The sequence below is a fragment of the Candidatus Nitrosotalea sinensis genome, from assembly GCF_900143675.1.
Taxonomy (GTDB): Archaea; Thermoproteota; Nitrososphaeria; order Nitrososphaerales; family Nitrosopumilaceae; genus Nitrosotalea; species Nitrosotalea sinensis.
On sequence record NZ_FRFC01000004.1, the window covers coordinates 266,875 to 284,249 of the forward strand.

Annotated in this window: 18 protein-coding genes; 7 read left to right on the forward strand and 11 right to left on the reverse strand. The window is 36.4% G+C overall.

Going from position 1 to position 17,375, the window contains the following annotated elements; genetic code table 11:
• Positions 1-47 precede the first annotated feature (47 nt).
• Positions 48-1,028: an MBL fold metallo-hydrolase RNA specificity domain-containing protein gene (locus NSIN_RS07465; protein ID WP_320410678.1), complete on the reverse strand. Its 981-nt coding sequence runs from the start codon at positions 1,026-1,028 to the stop codon at positions 48-50.
• Positions 1,029-1,156: 128 nt separating this feature from the next.
• On the opposite strand from NSIN_RS07465, the gene purN reads away from it, so the two are divergent.
• Positions 1,157-1,774: a phosphoribosylglycinamide formyltransferase gene (gene purN / locus NSIN_RS07470; protein ID WP_101010566.1), complete on the forward strand. Its 618-nt coding sequence runs from the start codon at positions 1,157-1,159 to the stop codon at positions 1,772-1,774.
• Here the strand turns inward: purN and NSIN_RS07475 are convergent.
• Positions 1,771-2,094, reverse strand: a complete 324-nt coding sequence (locus NSIN_RS07475; RefSeq protein WP_101010567.1) for a cupin domain-containing protein — start codon at positions 2,092-2,094, stop codon at positions 1,771-1,773. The two genes, purN and NSIN_RS07475, sit on opposite strands and share 4 nt — an antisense overlap.
• Positions 2,095-2,187: 93 nt before the next feature.
• Between NSIN_RS07475 and NSIN_RS07480 the strand changes: the two genes are divergently transcribed.
• Positions 2,188-3,057, forward strand: coding sequence for a bifunctional 5,10-methylenetetrahydrofolate dehydrogenase/5,10-methenyltetrahydrofolate cyclohydrolase (locus tag NSIN_RS07480; RefSeq protein ID WP_101010568.1), 870 nt, complete (start codon positions 2,188-2,190; stop codon positions 3,055-3,057).
• The gene (locus tag NSIN_RS07485; protein WP_101010569.1) at positions 3,041-3,601 is read left to right on the forward strand and encodes a 5-formyltetrahydrofolate cyclo-ligase; all 561 of its coding nucleotides are present in this window, start codon (positions 3,041-3,043) and stop codon (positions 3,599-3,601) included. Before NSIN_RS07480 ends, NSIN_RS07485 begins: the two co-directional genes overlap by 17 nt.
• 58 nt (positions 3,602-3,659) lie before the next feature.
• Here NSIN_RS07485 and NSIN_RS07490 read toward each other — a convergent pair whose 3' ends face one another.
• From NSIN_RS07490 to NSIN_RS07510, 5 genes are read right to left on the reverse strand one after another with little or no spacing between them, the layout of a single operon-like run.
• Positions 3,660-4,370, reverse strand: a complete 711-nt coding sequence (locus tag NSIN_RS07490; protein WP_101010570.1) for a hypothetical protein — start codon at positions 4,368-4,370, stop codon at positions 3,660-3,662.
• Positions 4,371-6,155 (reverse strand): DNA polymerase, encoded by a 1,785-nt coding sequence (locus tag NSIN_RS07495; RefSeq protein WP_101010571.1) that lies wholly within the window; start codon positions 6,153-6,155, stop codon positions 4,371-4,373.
• Positions 6,134-6,463, reverse strand: coding sequence for a hypothetical protein (locus NSIN_RS07500; protein WP_101010572.1), 330 nt, complete (start codon positions 6,461-6,463; stop codon positions 6,134-6,136). Before NSIN_RS07500 ends, NSIN_RS07495 begins: the two co-directional genes overlap by 22 nt.
• Before the next feature lie 28 nt (positions 6,464-6,491).
• Positions 6,492-6,824, reverse strand: coding sequence for a hypothetical protein (locus NSIN_RS07505; protein ID WP_101010573.1), 333 nt, complete (start codon positions 6,822-6,824; stop codon positions 6,492-6,494).
• Positions 6,821-7,072, reverse strand: a complete 252-nt coding sequence (locus tag NSIN_RS07510; RefSeq protein ID WP_245871941.1) for a hypothetical protein — start codon at positions 7,070-7,072, stop codon at positions 6,821-6,823. The genes NSIN_RS07505 and NSIN_RS07510 overlap by 4 nt, the downstream gene beginning before the upstream one ends.
• A gap of 50 nt (positions 7,073-7,122) precedes the next feature.
• On the opposite strand from NSIN_RS07510, the gene NSIN_RS07515 reads away from it, so the two are divergent.
• The 3 genes from NSIN_RS07515 (at position 7,123) to NSIN_RS09535 (ending at position 8,330) form a co-directional block, all read left to right on the forward strand.
• Positions 7,123-7,779: a hypothetical protein gene (locus tag NSIN_RS07515; protein ID WP_101010574.1), complete on the forward strand. Its 657-nt coding sequence runs from the start codon at positions 7,123-7,125 to the stop codon at positions 7,777-7,779.
• 20 nt (positions 7,780-7,799) lie between these two features.
• Entirely contained in the window at positions 7,800-8,066 is a 267-nt protein-coding gene (locus NSIN_RS07520; protein WP_281259599.1) for a toxin-antitoxin system HicB family antitoxin, read from the forward strand.
• Between the two features lie 81 nt (positions 8,067-8,147).
• A complete protein-coding gene (locus NSIN_RS09535) occupies positions 8,148-8,330 on the forward strand; it encodes a hypothetical protein (RefSeq protein WP_165775261.1) in 183 nt (60 codons plus the stop codon).
• Here NSIN_RS09535 and cas1 read toward each other — a convergent pair.
• The 3 genes from cas1 to purD all read right to left on the reverse strand — a co-directional run bounded on the left by cas1 (position 8,314) and on the right by purD (position 11,398).
• Positions 8,314-9,384, reverse strand: coding sequence for a CRISPR-associated endonuclease Cas1 (gene cas1 / locus NSIN_RS07525; protein WP_101010575.1), 1,071 nt, complete (start codon positions 9,382-9,384; stop codon positions 8,314-8,316). The genes NSIN_RS09535 and cas1 overlap by 17 nt on opposite strands.
• Positions 9,381-9,989, reverse strand: a complete 609-nt coding sequence (locus NSIN_RS07530) for an HNH endonuclease (protein WP_101010576.1) — start codon at positions 9,987-9,989, stop codon at positions 9,381-9,383. The genes cas1 and NSIN_RS07530 overlap by 4 nt, the downstream gene beginning before the upstream one ends.
• 143 nt (positions 9,990-10,132) lie before the next feature.
• Complete coding sequence (purD, locus tag NSIN_RS07535; RefSeq protein ID WP_101010618.1) at positions 10,133-11,398, reverse strand: phosphoribosylamine--glycine ligase; 1,266 nt, start codon at positions 11,396-11,398, stop codon at positions 10,133-10,135.
• Between the two features lie 82 nt (positions 11,399-11,480).
• Here purD and NSIN_RS07540 point away from each other — a divergent pair, with 82 nt between their 5' ends.
• A complete protein-coding gene (locus NSIN_RS07540) occupies positions 11,481-11,783 on the forward strand; it encodes a hypothetical protein (RefSeq protein ID WP_101010619.1) in 303 nt (100 codons plus the stop codon).
• A gap of 48 nt (positions 11,784-11,831) precedes the next feature.
• Here the strand turns inward: NSIN_RS07540 and NSIN_RS07545 are convergent, their stop codons facing one another.
• Positions 11,832-17,306: a LamG-like jellyroll fold domain-containing protein gene (locus NSIN_RS07545; protein WP_101010577.1), complete on the reverse strand. Its 5,475-nt coding sequence runs from the start codon at positions 17,304-17,306 to the stop codon at positions 11,832-11,834.
• Positions 17,307-17,375: the final 69 nt, after the last annotated feature.

The window sequence follows — 17,375 nt, forward strand, 5'->3', positions numbered from 1 at the left end:
ATAATCAGGAACAGAATACACCAAAATGTTGGATAAAATAAAATCAATTAGAGATACGCATCAATAGAGCCTTCTCGTAGAGGTTGTGCATCATATCCCCTCTTGACAAGATCTGAAGCAAATTCATCTACAAATCCGTGTACCGTATAGATTTTTTCAGGATTGCATTGTTCTATCATGTTTATCAGTTCATCATAGTCACAATGATCACTTAATGGTATTGAATAATCATGGCCACGTGCAAATGAGAACCTGGAAGATTGTGCCCACCCGCTAAAACCAATTGTTATTGCATCATATTTGGACTTCATGTGTTTGATAAACACGTTTCTTCCACTCAGATTAGGCGCAATCATTAACCATGGCTTTTTTTCAAGCAGTCCCATAGATTCAGCCTCAGTGTGCCCAATAGATTCGTTCAGTGGTATTCCAAAACTACGATACAAGTCATTTACTTTTTTAACAGAATCATGATAGTATGGCTGCCAGTGAGAAAACAAGTATGACAGTATTTGCGCTTTTCCAAGCTCGTAACCAAGTAAGATGACAGGCTTTCCTCTACCATATAACTCAGATATGATTTCATTGACTCTTTTTACAGTATCAGGAATGCTTGGAAAGACATACTCTGGCATTCCAAACGTACATTCAGTTATCAAGGTTTTACATTTTGGCACTTTGGCGCCTTTCATAAAGCCACGATCTCTAATAGATATGTCACCAGTATAGAAAAGATCATCAACTAGGAGACCCTTTGCACCAAGAATGTGTCCAGCGTCAATCATTGTAAAATTCTCATAATTTTCAACATAGTTTTCAATAACATACCCCCTCAGTTTTGCAATTTCACTAGTTTGTTTTGATGCAATAAGCACACTTTGTCCACGTTGGTTGTGAAGATGATCTAAATGAGCATGCGATACAAAATTAATCTCGTTTTGTACTCCGCGCTTTGGATCAAGATTGATCTTTGCACCATTACGTGTAACAAGAATTCCATTTGATGTCATTTGTATCTTGGAAATCACTTTCGATTCTCAATACAATATGAGATATAAATTGCAAGATTCACCTACCATAGCCTAACACATAGTAAATCGATCATCTGATTTTCTAATTAGTAAAGTGTTTATTCATATAGTATCAAGATCAAAGCATGCTAAAACTTGCGATTCTGATCTCCGGAAGAGGTAGCAACATGGAATACATTCTAAAATCAGTTAGAAAGAATAACATCCCAATAGAACCCACTGTTGTTATTTCCAACAATCCAAATGCAAAAGGACTGGCAATAGCACGGAAATTAGGTTTAAGTACAGAAATAGTAGAAAGCAACGGTCTCAAAGGCGGCAATTGGGAATATGATTCTAAAATTGTAGGCATACTCAAGAAATACAAAGTAACGCCGCAAAATGGCCTGATATGTCTTGCAGGTTTTATGAGAATAATCAGCCCAGAGTTCATACGACAATACAAAGGAAGAATAATGAACATACATCCGGCAATTTTGCCTTCATTTCCAGGATTGCATTCTCAGAGGCAGGCTTTTGAATACGGAGTGAAATATTCAGGATGTACAGTTCATTTTGTAGATGAAGGAATGGATACCGGTCCAATAATATTACAATCAGTAATAAAAATAGAAGATAATGATACAGAAGATACAATAACAAAAAAAATTCTACGACAAGAGCACAAGATATACCCAGAAGCAGTGAAACTTTTTGCCAACGGAAAGATCAAGATAACAGGAAGAAAAACAACAATATCCTAGGTATCTGGCCCACCAAAAAAATACATTACAACAAGATCTGTTGTATTGCCATGAAATCTATGAGGAATGTTTTTTTCTACATAATATGACATGCCTGGAGAAACAGGATAATTTTTGTCATCAATCATAATAAATCCGTCACCTTTTACAACATAATATACTTCATCACTATCATGAGGAGTTTGAGTGTCTTTTTCACCAGGAGATAGCCTTAGAATGCCAGCAGCTAGATTATCATGATTTATGAAAGTATGAAAGTATGTATTAGAATTTTTTGTGATTTTGTCCACATATTTGTTAGTGTCAAAAGCAATTTTCAATACTAAATAACAAGGATTGGCTCTTATTGATTTTAACGGAATTTATATTATTTATTCCAAAGATTAAATATCCAAAAAAATATTCAAATTTGCTTGACAGGTCAAAAAATAGACGGAATTGTAGTATCTGCATCAGTAAAGGAGCGAGTCAAATCAGCTGTAAAAGAGTTAGCAGAGAATGGAATAATACCATGTCTTGCCACTGTTCTAGTCGGAGATGATCCAGCATCTGCTACATATGTTAGAAACAAGCAAAAAGCATGCGCAGATGTAGGAATTACAACAAAGGATCACAAGCTTCCTTCAGAATTTTCCCAAAAGGAAATGAACTCTCTTGTGAATTTATTAAATAATGATGATTCAGTTCATGGAATTCTAGTGCAACTTCCGCTTCCAGGTCAATTAGATGAGTTTACAACAACTTCTAGAATTTCCCCATTGAAAGATGTAGATGGATTAACACCGCACAACATAGGATTGCTGACAACAGGCAGAGGAATTCTCAAGCCTTGTACACCTTCAGGAATAATGGAATTATTTGAATATTATAAGATACCATTAGAAGGAAAAAATGTGACAATAATAAACAGAAGCAATCTAGTGGGCAAACCCCTCTACAATATGATGCTAGAAAAAAATGCTACTGTGACTACTTGTCACTCTAAAACAAGAAACCTCAAAGAATATTGCCTTAATTCAGACATTATAGTAACGGCAATTGGGAATAGGCAGAAATTCATTCTAACTGAAGACATGGTAAAAGAAGGAGCAGTTGTGATAGATGTTGGGACAGCAAGGTTAGATGGAAAATTGGTAGGAGACGTAGACTATGAGAATGTCATCAAAAAGGCATCATATGTTACACCTGTTCCAGGAGGAGTAGGACCAATGACAATAGCGATGCTTTTAAAAAACACCGTAACAGCTGCATCAATTAGTAAAGAATTTGTCCAATCCAGTTGAAAAATCCAGACTACGTAAGCAGATTTTGGATGCAAGAGATTCACTTTCGCTTGATTTTATAAAAATTGCAAGCAGTAAGATACGTGACAATCTACGGAAAATTGATTTTTACAGGCAATCAACATCTATTGGCGTGTACTATTCCATAGGAAGTGAAGTTCAGACACATGAGTTGATACAGGAATTTTTCAATCAGGGAAAAGAAGTGGCGTTACCACGTGTAGAAAAAAACGATATAATTTTTAAAAAAATTACCAGCATGTCAGATCTGGAGATGGGTAGTTTTTCAGTAATGGAGCCAAAAGAAAAGTGTGAAACTGTGAAAAAACTTGACGTCATACTAGTACCAGCAATTGCATTAACAAGAGACGGATACAGACTAGGATATGGTTTTGGATTTTACGATAGATACCTGCACGGAAAGAAATCAAAGAAGATAGGATTAGCATATGCAAAACACATACTGAAATCATTTCCTCATGATGATCACGATATAAAGATGGATTGCATAGTAACAGAAGACTCTGTTATTTACGCCAAGTAAAAAAGGAAAGCCCCCCTCCTACGCACAAAAAGTCACGCTGTCTACGTTATAGAATACGTTATGATTTGTTGGAGAAGATTTTTTTCAATCGATCACGATAGTCTTCAGCTAAATCTCTGTCATCTTCAACATCGAAATCATGAAAGAATTCATTCCATAACTCTGACATGGCAGGTTTTTTGTTTTTATTAATTGAGGATTTTTCTTTTTTAATTATTGAAGATAGCCAATCATATGCAGATAGAGGTTTATCAAAAGGGGAAATCGACACATAGAACGGATAATCTGAATCATTTGCTTTAATTTCGGGAAAAAGGCATTTGTTATAATACACAAGTTTACAACCATCACGGATATTTTTTTTTAATTTTGTAAAAATTCCGGTAGTTTCCAAACCATAGAAAATGATAGTTGCTTCTTTTAGATTAACTCCTTTTATTTTATTTTCAAAAAGGTCTTCAAATTTGCCATGAATTATTTTTGCTCTATTTTTTGGAATTTTATATTTCTTCAGACGTCTGATCGAATTTTGGTATCTATCTTCGTCTGATTCAATTCCAATACACTTTTTTAAATTGAATTCAGTAATTCCAATAATTATATTCTGAGCCCAGCCAGATCCAAGATCATAAAATACATCATCATTAGATGCATTAACAAAATTAAACATCTTTCTAATATGTGGATTTGTGAACATTATGGGAGGTCCGATTGCGGGATCATCATTCGATCTGGTATCATCAATTACTGGTCTTTTTTCTTCTTTCAATCACAATGTTTCTTTTATAAAATGATTTAACGATATTGGTGTTGATTCATTCATGATTCTAGAATCTATACTTTCAATCTCTCCTAACCAAAATCGTTTCTTGTCTGCGTTCAAATTCACTTCCTTTTCAAACGTCTTAATTCTACCAATTTCAGATAACTTGTCTTGAAGTATTGATGATCTTAACCTAGAACTTCGTAACACTTTGAATTTCAAATACATCTTTCCTTTCTTGATAATCGTCTCCAAGTGTTCAATATCTCGGTCTTGCAGTTTTCCTAGTCCTCTTTGTTTCCACTTTCCATTGAAACGGTTGATTCCATTTTGTAAAACAAATACATCGCTTGCAGAATCATCAAAAGAAAATTCACCTATTTTATCAGAATCAATATCTAGTCTTTTTGTAACACAGATCGAATCAGTAGCAAAGGAAACTACATCTCTTTCGAGATTATTTTCCATGACAAATCTATACAGTTGAGCCCTTGCAATACCTGTAATTGTAGCAAACAGAACAGGATTGAACAGATTTCCTATTCTTCGGTTGGTCTTTTGACCTGTCTTTCCGTAGATGCTGTTCATTACGGTCTTGATGGGTAGTTGTAACGGGTTATCCTCTGCCTTGAGAGTAAGGCGTTTTTGGTATAGTTGTTCTATAAATTCCCTGTATGGATACTCGTCAGAACTAGGTATGAACTGGTAAGACTCTAAGATCTTGTAGTATTTTGGATTATTACAGGCTAGTAATTCTGCCAAAGTTACACACGTCTCAAACTTGCCTGATGGAAAAATGATACTGTGATTCTTTCTAAAAGGAAAAGGCGGAACATATTTCAAATCTGGAATGTTTGCAATTATACGAAAAAATCCTAGTTTTGCATCAGGATGAATTGATTTTTGTTGTATCCAATCTCCTTTGGATAGATTTGGAATCTGTGCTAGCGCGTTAGGGTATGCAGAATTGACATCATACTGGAATGCAGTTCCAATAAAGCCACGTTTCAGTATTTCAAATCTTCCGCCAAAATATGATTGAAATGCTAATTTTTGTATTTCATAAGGGATCGAATCAAATCTTGGAATATCGATTTGATTGTTTACCAAAACTTTTTCTGCCAAATATCCTGATGAAACCCATCGCATTGGATAGAAACCAAATGCATTGTGGAACAGTTTAATCCATTTTTCTGCCAACTGTTTTGTTAAGATGCAATCTTGAATGCAATAGTTTCTGATTTTATTTCTATTGTTTTTGTAAAACCAACTTGAAAAACCATTTCTTTTTTGTTTTATTTCCAAGTATTCTTTTTGTAATTGCCCAATGTTTTTCTGATATGCATCTTTAAGACTAGCATGATAGAATTGGGCAATATCAAAAAATACTGTACTGTGATGACCTTTTCTAATTGCCAGTTTCTTGTTTGGAATGTATTCTATTTTGTAATCTTGAAATCTGAATTCTAATTTTCTTGTTTTCTTGTAGTTGTTTAATTCTCTGCCTAATAATTTCAAGATGACTTCTGCATCATAGGTGATATTATAGAAAAAGTTCCATGAGTTTTGATATTTTTTGTGAAATAGGAACTTGATTACTGCCTCTGGGCTGATTTGGTCTAGGTATCTGCCATCAGAATCGGCTATGAGAAAGACATCTCCCTTGTAGGTCTCTGTATCTAGTGCGTAAATTGGGCGTAAATCAGATACGGCTAGGCTACGATCTTGGAAGATTTTGGTGTTAATCGTGCCTAGATTCTTGTAGTCGCTTATGGCGAAGGGTTCTGCCATATCACATCTGGAATGTCTGATTCCTGTCCTTTTCTTCTCTCAGAGAACTGTTTTCTAATATCTGAATATTTTAGATTAGGAAAGTTATCACGAATCATCCTAAGATATCGGTGATATTTTTTGAGTTTAGATGATCTTGACAGATTCGCTGATTGAACAATGGGTTTTACACGTATGATTTTCTTTTCTTCAAATCTTCCAAGTTCCTTTTCTAATCTTTGCCTTAATGCTTTTACTTCTTTAATCTGCGGAAGTTTCTTTAATGATTCAATCTGTTCTGCAAGTTTGTCTTTATCAAATGAAACCATGATGTTCACCAAAAAAGAAAAGATAGAGTTAGAAAACTAACTCGTATCTTCTTATTTCGAAGGTCATCTTCTTTGGATGTTGCTCTTTCCAAGTCTTGATCTTGAATTCTTTTCCTACTTGGATTTTTCCTTTCTTTTTCGCTTCAAGAAATTTCTTCAAGAGCTGGTTGTTCTTTGATTCAAAATTATGTAGCGGAATATTCATTTCGATTCCGTCTACATTTGCTCTTATGTTGGTAGAAAATTCAGTCTCAAAGGTTTCAGTTTCTAAAACTTCAACCACTAGGATGTCCGGATTTTCCTTGTCTTTGGAGGGATAACTGCCCCATTTCAAAAATGGTGGAAATTCAGTTTCGCTCATTTCTCAATTTCCTTTTCTGTCTGACAAACTGGAGTAAGTTTGATGTACTTTTCTCCCTTGTCCTGAACCAGTTTTACATTAACTTGTGCAATCTCATTTGGACTGCAATTTGCTAATGCTGTTTTCGGAAGAGCAATCATTTTAGAAAAATTCTGATTGCTTATCTTTCGAGTGCCAAAGTCCATAATTACTGGAGAATCATGGTTGGCTTTTTGTGAACCTTTTGTGGCTCTTTTGGTACTAACCATGGCTATGATATACCTTAGTATTTAATAACAACTAGAGTTATAACTCTAGTATGGAATCACAACATTTGTTATCTCCTCAAGCGTATCTTTTTCTAACCTCACAATTCGATAAATTACCTAAGGACTTCAATAAATCAGAGTACACAAAGAGAATAGGAAAAGAGATTTCTAAAGCTTTCAATACTTTCAAGATTGTTTTGGATTCTGATGAACTAACAGAAAAACAGATGGATGATTTTTTCCAACATGGACAACTCGATGAACTCTTATCAAGATTAACGAATTTTAGTTGGCATAATAATATAGTATCTGATCAAAATGGCTTGAGTATGGCTGAAAGTATGTTAAAACATGGTTTCAAGTATTATCAACTCAGATTTAAAGAAACAAGACTACTTTCTAAATACATTAATGAAATGAAGATGTTGATTGAAGATTTGAAAATTATTGCTCTTGAAGAAAAGAAAGATGAACAAAAATCACAGGTCTATAAATATAGAAAATTTCTCGGGCTTCCACCAAAAATTGACTCTGTGCCTAATTGGTCTGCAGTTTGTATGATCTGTTGGGTTGCAGGACAAGATAACACAGAAAAAGAAGCAATAAAGAAAATCAAACATATCAAAGGATGCAATTATGATAAAAGTGATACTAGTAGATGTTTCAAAACATATCCCCCCATAGGAAAGCAAATACAAATACAGTGATAATCTATTCGTCATAATCTGTGTTTAATAATCTGCAAACCCTAGTAAACAGCTGTAAACAAATGTCACGAACTGTTTCAGCAAGAATTAAACCGCAAATGCATGAAAATTTGCGTGAACAATGTAACAAAATTGGTTGTAGTATCAATGATTTTGTTGAAGCCTGTATTGAATTGGGATTAACTGGTCATACAGACTTTGATTTCGGTGATGAGAAACAAGATGACAAATCCCAAATCAACGATAATAGCCGAAATGATGTCAAAAAAGTCGTAATTCAGGCATGATTTTAAACTGGCAAAAAAGTGGCAGAAATATCCAAAAAACTACCTGAAAACTGGCATGAAACTGTCTAAATCCTTAATTTCATGGCGAATTTAGATGGTTCATGGCAAAACTTACCAACAAACAACATGAGCAACAACAAGAAAGGAGACTCAAAATTGGAAAAAAGAGCAGATGTTGACGATAGGAGAGTTGACAAATTAGAAAAAAGAGTGTCAACATTAGAAAATGAACTGACGAAATTAAAATCTAAATTGAAAAAATAGATTTCTCACCAATACAAAAATCTGCAAGATGAGATACTGCAATCTTGGCTATCGTAATTTCCTGAACACTCTTCAAACCGTCTAAAGTCTTTTTTCCACGGCTAAAATCATACCTTCTCTCTTTCCTAAACGTCCTGTCAAGCAACTCCAAAAACCGTTTTACCAAAGAATAATCCATGACGACCAAGCCTTCCCTAGTCCTAGCATAGTCTTTAAGATTAATCCTATACCCCTTGGCATCTGACTCGGCTATCTTCCAGACCGAGTAATCTACCAGCCACCTAAAAGGCTCCATGATGTCATATACCAACATTTGAAAACCTGACTGATTTTTATGATAAAATCCATAGTATGCATCAAGTCCCATGCCGTTTATGAACTTGGAAATCTCACCTGCTAGAACCGTATAACCGTAATTTAGTAACGCATTGATAACATCTGTTGCATTTCTCTTGGATGTAGTAAGGGACACATTATTCCTAGAGTGAAACTCGAACCTCTTTGGAATAAGTTTTTGATATTCCTTGAAATATATCGTTGCAGAATTTTTTTCAAGTAGAATAGGTGTATCATATTCTATCTGATTTTTAAGTGATTCAAGTTTTGAAATGGATCCGTCAAATTCAGATCTATTTGTGGATTTTAGAAAGTTGATCTGGGAATCAAGTTTTGCCTTTACAATCTGCCTTGACAAGTAATCTCGCTTAGACTCGTCACGAAACGTATCATACTGACCAATCCTGTAATTTGTATTTGTCAGGGATTCAACTACAGGATTCAAGTATGTAATTGGTCTTCCGTAAACGTCAAGCAAGATTAGATTCCTGTTATGCTCAGACAATAAAGCAAGTGCCTCTGTGGAGACATAGCCTTTGCCACTCAGTACAATTTTCTCATACGGCATATTATTGACATACCATTCTTCGATTTCCGGTTCTTTGAATGGGTCGGAACAATTCTTGAGAACAATCTTTGAATCTTTTACTTTGATTGAAAATCCATAACCTTTGAGGAATTTTACGTTGTAATGATTTCTTTTACCCCTAAGAGTCAATCCAATCCCATTTGACTTCTTCTACTTTTGTAGGTGTGGCAATTAGGACATAGCATCTGACAATTATACGGGCTATCGTCAGATCTATCACCATTTTTATGGTCTGCATCCCATGTTTTTGAAAATTCGCCACACATTGCACATTTTCCACCTTGTCGCATCAAGGTTTGATGCTGTATGTCTTTAGAAAAATTTCTTCTCGGGGCAGGTGCTCTAGCGTACTCTCCAGTAGTTTTAGTACTACCTCTTCGAAATATTTTTACTAACACAAAAACCACAAACATCAGTATAATTCCTACCCAGATGAATGGACTATTTGGCGGTGGGTTGCTAGGAGAATTGTTTTGCACATTAGAATAAGAAGAACTGCTAGGTTGTGAAGTCGTTGGTGGTATTACATTTGTCTTTGGAGCTGGTACTGCATTAGTTTCTGGCGGAGAATTATTTGGGGAATATGGCTGAGAAGTTGCAGGAGGAGATCCCGTCGTCTCAAAATTATGATAGTTATTCAGTATTTTTTCACTTTCTTGGGTTAATGCAAAGGATTGTGGAAGAACTATCCCTATGAGTAAAATCGATATTAAAAATATGATGGATGTTTTCAACAAATAAAGAAAATACTTGTATCACTTAAATAATTTCCAACAAATCATAACGTATTCTATAACGTAGACAGCGTGACTTTTTGTGCGTAGGAGGGGGGCTTTCCTTTTTTATTTACGCCAAGTAAAAAGGGAAAGCCCTCCTTTCATTTATGCCAATTAAGACCTTTTTTGCCAATATCGGTTCTGCAGTATTTTGACGGCCAACAAATTTTACTTGCTCTCAAGTATGCGTTTGCAATTGCACTTTCAAGAGTTTCGCCAATAGCAGTTATTCCAAGAACCCTACCACCATTTGTAAGTATTTTTCCATTTTTCTCTACAGTTCCCGAGTGGAACACTTGGGAGTTTGGAGTGACATCATCAAGGCCAGAGATCTCTTCATTTTTTTGGTACGAGTCAGGATATCCTTTTGACGCCAATACAACACATACTGCACTCTGTTTTTTCCAAGACATTTTTGGCAATGATGAAAGGGTTCCATCAATGCTTGCTTGGATGTACTCTAGAAGATCAGAGTCCATGCGCATCATAATAGGTTGGCATTCAGGATCTCCCATCCTAGCATTAAATTCTAGAACATACGGTTTTCCATCTTTTACCATTATGCCGGCATATAGAAAACCCTTGAAAGTTATGCCTTCATTTTTCATCGATGATATTGTTTTCTCAATTACGTTTTTTTGTATCTCATCTTCAAGTTTGGCATCAATTACAGGAGTAGGAGAGTATGTACCCATCCCTCCAGTGTTTGGCCCCTTGTCACCATCATAGATTCGTTTATGATCTTGGCTTGTAGCCATGGGATATGCAGTAATCCCATCAGATATTGCAATAAATGATGCTTCTACTCCATCAATTCGTTCTTCAAGTATTATTTTTGATCCGGCATTACCAAAATTTTTTTGAATTAGCATTTGTTCAATGGCACTAACTGCCTCAGAGGAATTATTGCAAACAATGACTCCTTTTCCTGCTGCAAGCCCGTCTGCTTTTACCACCAGGGGAAAATCTACAGAATTGGCAAATTTTATTGCCTTTTTGGGTTCATCAAATACCTCAAATCGGGCTGTAAGTATTCCATTTCGTTTCATGAAATTTTTCGCCCATATTTTGCTGGATTCAATCCTAGCAGCATCTTTTGTAGGCCCAAATATGCGAAGACCTCTTTTCACAAATTCATCTACTATACCATTTGAGAGAGGAACTTCAGGGCCGACAATTGTTACACAATTTTTCTCTTGTGCAAATTTAGCAAGACCTGTAATATCATCAGAAGAGATATCCACATTGTTTGCAGTGCCCCCATTTCCCGGAGCATAATAGATTTGTTTGACATTAGGGCTTTGCGCGATCTTCCATCCAAGTGCATGTTCTCTTCCACCAGAACCTACAATCAAAATATTGACCAACATCTTCGGCTTTGATTATGTACTATATAATCCAAGATTGATTTTAGAAATATTCATTAAAGCACAATCTGGATGTATGTTAATGATTCAAGTAGATACAACAAAATCAGTTTATCTGTTTACACACGGTAGAAGAGATTTAGAAGCAAGTGCAACAGATTTGCTTGTTGCAAACGGATTTAAAAAAGAAAAAATCTTTTCTGCCAAACCAGATACAGTAGGAACTGTTGGAGATTACATGGCAATGCTTTGGATGCCGCCCACTCCGGATCATATAAAGATCCAAAAAATAACAAAAGTAGAACCAGTCAAGCCAGAAGGCATGATAGGACTATGGAAAGGGGTTGCAAAAGAAGACTTGTTTACAATACCAATGAAGCAGTAAAATGTAAAAAACTGTGTTCACAAGATAACAAATTTTGATTTTAGTGTTTTATGGTAATGAGATCAAGAATTGTTTTTCTACAGCACTAAATTTTATTTTCAATAATGTTGCATCTTCAAGATCTTTTTGTTCAATTCCATTCTTTTCTAGAGTAATTTTCCAATCTCCAACTATAGACTCGGGTGAAGTTATCGTGAATCGTTGAAGAGGACTATCTGCTCCAGAATAATATACACTATATGATTGACCATCAACTGTGATACTAGAATATCTTCCAGTTTTTGTAATGGTAGATTCATCAACAAGACATTCTGTTGATTCTCCTATTACACATAATCCACCTGGTGAGACAACATGGAATTTTGTAGCATTATCAGACACAAATGATGAATAAATTGATTTTGGAGTAGCTACTGTATTTCCTTGATCACCAACAATTGGAGATATAGAACTTGGATGGCCTACGGAAATCACTCTGGTAGGTGTATAGGAATGGATTTCTGCCTTGTCAGATTTTATTTCATGTCCATAGAATGATGCAATAGCTTGTACAGTATGAGTTGCAGTGTCATTGGTCTTTGGCACATCCCAGTTTAATTCCATAACAGATGTTCCTCTATTAAACACATGATCAGTAAATTGAGATACTTGTTTACCATCTACAACCAGCGAAATAGTTCCATACAGTACACCTGTTGCGTTATTTGTGAAATACACTTGTGGACTTTGAGTCAAGCCAGCAGGTACATTTTGTGGCATTACAAAACCTATCCCACCTGATACATCATAGCCCGGAGATACACCAACAGAATACTGGTCAGATTCAGACTCGAAACCTTCTATGTTTTTAGCATAAACCCAATAGTTTACAGCAGGGGAAACAAGATATTCCCTAGGCAGTGTTGCAGATACAACATAGGTATTAGAGATCTGCATTGGTCTAATAGTTGCATTTATTGAAGAATAGTTTGATGCATTATCTCCAATTTTCACAGTCCTGATTTCCACATGATTAAGTCGTACAGGACTATAAACTAGGCCATGTAATGTCACATTTTGGTTTGAAACATACTTGTCCTGTGTTTCAGATGCAGGAATTTTTGTTTCGTTTCCTATCTGGAGTTTTACATCAAATATCTTTGGTACATCAGGACTGTATTGACCAATTATTGGAATTGGTGCAAAAGTGACAGTTTGTTTGCATTTTGTTACATCAACTTTAGCAGTTACATAGCCAGTTCCGTTTCCTGGTACCACTAGCATGTTAAACGTCTTAGTTCCAGGTTTCAATGAGGCATCATATGAAATTACATTTTGCTTTACCAAACCATACAATCCAGCATAAGGTTGATGTGATGAGACCTTTGCATCTACGACGCCACTTTCTGTTGCAAATCTAACTGATGGAATGGTTTGATCTGGCGAACCCACTGTGAATTGAACATTTTGTTTATCACATATGTCATAGGTTACATCATAGAGAGTAACACCGGTTGATAGCATGCCTGCTGCACTTTCTACTCCACTAGTGCCACCACCTAGCATGCCACTGGTTATGACTCCAGTACCATAACCACCACTAGATGTTGGAATCTGAGGAGAAGGAGGAATAAAGGATAGCGTCCAGGTCACAAATCCTGTAAAGTGCTTTGTCCATACTACCAAGTTGGAACCAACTGTTATCTTGCAATTTCCTCCTGCTGGAAGAGCATTGGCAATATTTTGGTTGTCTGCTGAACATGTTTGAGTGATTTCAGTTACAGATGTAGGAGTATAGAAAAATCCAACATGTGATCCTGCTTGGCCTACAAACAGAATGCGTGTTGCGTTGTTAAATGTTAGTGGAAGTGAAGATCCTAGTCCAATCTCGGTCTTTTTAGTTGCAATTTGGCCTTGAGGAGTAGGAATTACAGGAGAAGATGATTGGTTGGTTGGCAATTGTAAAATTCCATCCCATGCAGGGTTGTGTATATCAGTGACGGCAGGAATTGTAACTATTATCTCAGGTTTGTTGTCCGCATTTGTATCCTTTGTTATATTAAGAGTATGCAGCAAGTGTACTGTTCCAGAAGATACAATGTGGGAATAGCTTAGCGTGGTAGTTGTTACATTTGATGGGATTATAATAGATGAAAGTGCAGCACTAGAATTTGTTACTACCAGATGAGGCTTGGTTGAATTGACCACTACCTGAGTTTGATTATCAGGTACAGCATATTGATCAGGGCCAATCTTGGTTAATCTTATTGTGTCAACCAGTCCAGCAGAGTCATCAAAGTGACGCGATAGTGTTGTAATCTTTGTGAATGTGTCGTTGAGTCCTACAGAGTCAGATTGTGGTCGTGTGAGATTGGCAACTTTGTTGAGATTGTCTGTAAACCCTACAGAATCTCCTGTGAGTGTTGCAAAGAGTGTTTTCATTACAACTAGTGTATCTACAAATCCTACAGAATCAGATTGTGATCGTGTGAGAGTGGCAACTCTGTTGAGATTGTCTGTGAGTCCAACAGAGTCAGATTGTGGTCGTGTGAGATTGATAGTTCTAACGATATTGTCTGTGAGTCCTACAGAGTCAGATTGTGGTCGTGTGAGATTGGCAACTTTGTTGAGATTGTCTGTAAACCCTACAGAATCTCCTGTGAGTGTTGCAAAGAGTGTTTTCATTACAACTAGTGTATCTACAAATCCTACAGAATCAGATTGTGGTCGTGTGAGAGTGGCAACTCTGTTGAGATTGTCTGCAAATCCTACAGAATCAGAGTGCGGTCGTGTGAGATTGATAACCCTGTTGAGATTGTCTGTGAGTCCTACAGAGTCAGATTGTGGTCGTGTGAGATTGATAGTTCTAACGATATTGTCTGTGAGTCCTATAGAGTCAGATTGTGGTCGTGTGAGATGGATAGTTTTGCCAAGTGTATCTACAAGTCCAAGTGAATCGCCTGTAAGCGATACAGAGAGCATCTTCATTGCCAAGAATGCATCATGTAACCCAACACTATCAGAGAATTGATGTGACAGTGTTACAGTTCTAGTTATCGTATCGTTTAACCCAATACTATCAGAGAATTGATGTGACAGTGTTGCCGATTTAGCTACAGAGTCAGATAACTGGATAGAATCAGTCAATTGTTTTGATATTTTTTTAGTCAGTGTATCAGTGATGGATAACGAATCTTCAGGTACAATATTATATCCAAGTATCTCAACTGCACCTGCTGACCATCCAGTAGCGGCACCTCCTGTAAATTTCATAAATCCAGTAGTATCAGATGTTTTGTTTGCAAAAGCAGATGCTACTGCTTGTGGACCTCCCCTAATAGCTTGTATGATTGTTTCACCTGGGGCATTTGTAGTTATGGCAGTTCCAGATAGCCCCTGTATTGCGGCACCCATGATTAAGCTATTGCTCTGATTGTCTAGGTGTAGCTGAACGGTTGCAGTTGATAGAGTTGTGCTGTTTGATGCACTGTGTCCGATATAGTTTGTGTCATTAACACCATGTACAATAGTTGCAAATATTGCCCATCTTGATGCAGGAGCTCCTGTTAGTTGACCACACACAGTAAGTGCATGTGATTTTGCAGTGGAATTGAGTAATTGTACAAACATTTCCATTCTACTATCACCACTATTGAACGCAGCCGCTCCAGTGACATTAGCACTTGTAAGTGACGTACCTTTTCCAGTACCACATGTTCCTCCTGTAAAGTTCATGTACAGAACTCCGCGGGTAGAAGTTTTTTCCACCATAGCCACTACTAGAGCTTGGTTTGATCCCATGGTAGCATCTGGCCTAACTATTACCGACGTTGCAGCAGTATTAACAAAAGCTGCTGTTGCAGGAGTCATAGATGTCGGAGGATCATTTGCTACAAACCATGGTCTTGCCTCAGTGAATATCTGCGTGCCATAAGTAATTCGAGCAGGACCTAGAGCATACAACATAGGATATTGCAGTGGAACTGAATACGTGTACTGTACTGAGGTCTTGTTTCCAATTAGATCCTTGGTCCATGTTAGAATTTTGGTATTTCCAACTATCTGCACATTAGCATCAGTTGTCACATTAAATACAGATGGTACAGATTCTTGTATGACGGCTTCATTTTGATTTATAAATGATGAAAGATCAATTTTTACATCAAAAAGATTAGGATAGTCTACAGGATTAATTTTGCTTTGTGCAGTTCGTGTTATATCAAAAGGGAAACTGTTTTGTGCCAAAAATGATGTGTTAAAACTAGCTGTACCAGATGGATTTTGTGCAGTTATGCTTACAGTGTAGTTTCCTTCATAGTTTGGAGTATATGTAGAATCATACAATCCACATTCTGAATTTTTAATTATTCCGTTTTCAGATGATAGTACTGTTGTATGTCCTTGTGGGTCTACTATGTTAATTGTCACATCAGCATTACAAACAGAATGACCATCATTGTCAAGCACAACAGTTGTAAGATTTGCAGTCTGTCCAGGCCTGTATATGCTCTTATCAGTGTTTAATGACACCAGACCCCAGCGATATGTGGATTCTGTGATGTATGTATGACTGCCCTTGATCATAGTTATTTTTATTTTATAAAGACCAGCCTTTCCATCCCGTATGGAATCAAGCACAATATCAAATGTACCTTCTTGTAATTTTTTAAACTCAGATTTCACATCAATTTTTTTTCCAGTTGGATCAAAAACATCTGTAGTTATTGTTTCATTAGGAGCAATCCATTTTGAAAATTGCATTGGCTCTGTAGATTTCTTTAAATGAATTTTGGCATTTTGAAGAGCTGCGTTATCAAGATACTCAAATTTTAATTCAGGTTTTTCAGTTATCAAATAACTGGTCTTCTGCATAATAGTATGTGGTTTGATAGGAATATCCTCAATCTTGTACAAATCACTTGGTTTTTCATATATTGCAGACATCTGTTCCTCATTTAGTGTTGAATTGTACAATGATACTTGATCTATTTTACCAGAAAACAAATTTTTAATGTCAGTATCTATTCCCAAGTGATCTTGCTGTCCCCCAATCAGAACATCTGCATTTGATCCAATAGATTCAATTGTTTTTGTCTGTAGTCCACCATAAATTCCATATATGGATGCATTAACAGGCAGACTAGATTCTTTGTTGCCGTTCACATATATTGAAATCGCAGTTCCATTAAATGTGGCCCCCAGGTGTGTCCACCTAGATGGGATCTGACTTTTGGATTCCACCGAATGCCATGTAACGCCATCAAAAATAGAGAATACTGCAATCCTTACAGGCGGAACCGTGTGATGAATCACTAGCGAAAATGCTCGTTCTTTACTTAGAACTGTAAAGTCTCGTGATCCTTGCGAATAATCAGGCTTTACCCAGGCGGATATTGTGAGTTCTTGAACCTTGTTAATTGAGGTTACGTTTTGAGATACAAGTCCCTTTCCACTCAATGCAAGAGACGTTCCATTTATTCCAGTTTGTGATATTTCTGCACGGCCAATCACATCAGATGCATTCAAAGTATTGCTAAAATTCATCGACGTAGTTGCGGAGGGGATTTCAATTATTGGCAAAGTGGCATTTGTTTCAGTAACATTTGTCGGTAT

What these genes read in the sequence shown, in the direction of transcription:
- purN (WP_101010566.1), top strand. Translation starts at nt 1,157, where the DNA reads ATGCTAAAACTTGCGATTCTGATCTCCGGAAGAGGTAGCAACATGGAA.
- NSIN_RS07495 (WP_101010571.1), bottom strand. Translation starts at nt 6,155, where the DNA reads ATGGCAGAACCCTTCGCCATAAGCGACTACAAGAATCTAGGCACGATT.
- NSIN_RS07500 (WP_101010572.1), bottom strand. Translation starts at nt 6,463, where the DNA reads ATGGTTTCATTTGATAAAGACAAACTTGCAGAACAGATTGAATCATTA.
- NSIN_RS07505 (WP_101010573.1), bottom strand. Translation starts at nt 6,824, where the DNA reads ATGAGCGAAACTGAATTTCCACCATTTTTGAAATGGGGCAGTTATCCC.
- NSIN_RS07510 (WP_245871941.1), bottom strand. Translation starts at nt 7,072, where the DNA reads ATGGTTAGTACCAAAAGAGCCACAAAAGGTTCACAAAAAGCCAACCAT.
- NSIN_RS07515 (WP_101010574.1), top strand. Translation starts at nt 7,123, where the DNA reads ATGGAATCACAACATTTGTTATCTCCTCAAGCGTATCTTTTTCTAACC.
- NSIN_RS09535 (WP_165775261.1), top strand. Translation starts at nt 8,148, where the DNA reads ATGGCGAATTTAGATGGTTCATGGCAAAACTTACCAACAAACAACATG.
- NSIN_RS07540 (WP_101010619.1), top strand. Translation starts at nt 11,481, where the DNA reads ATGATTCAAGTAGATACAACAAAATCAGTTTATCTGTTTACACACGGT.
- NSIN_RS07545 (WP_101010577.1), bottom strand. Translation starts at nt 17,306, where the DNA reads ATGAATTTTAGCAATACTTTGAATGCATCTGATGTGATTGGCCGTGCA.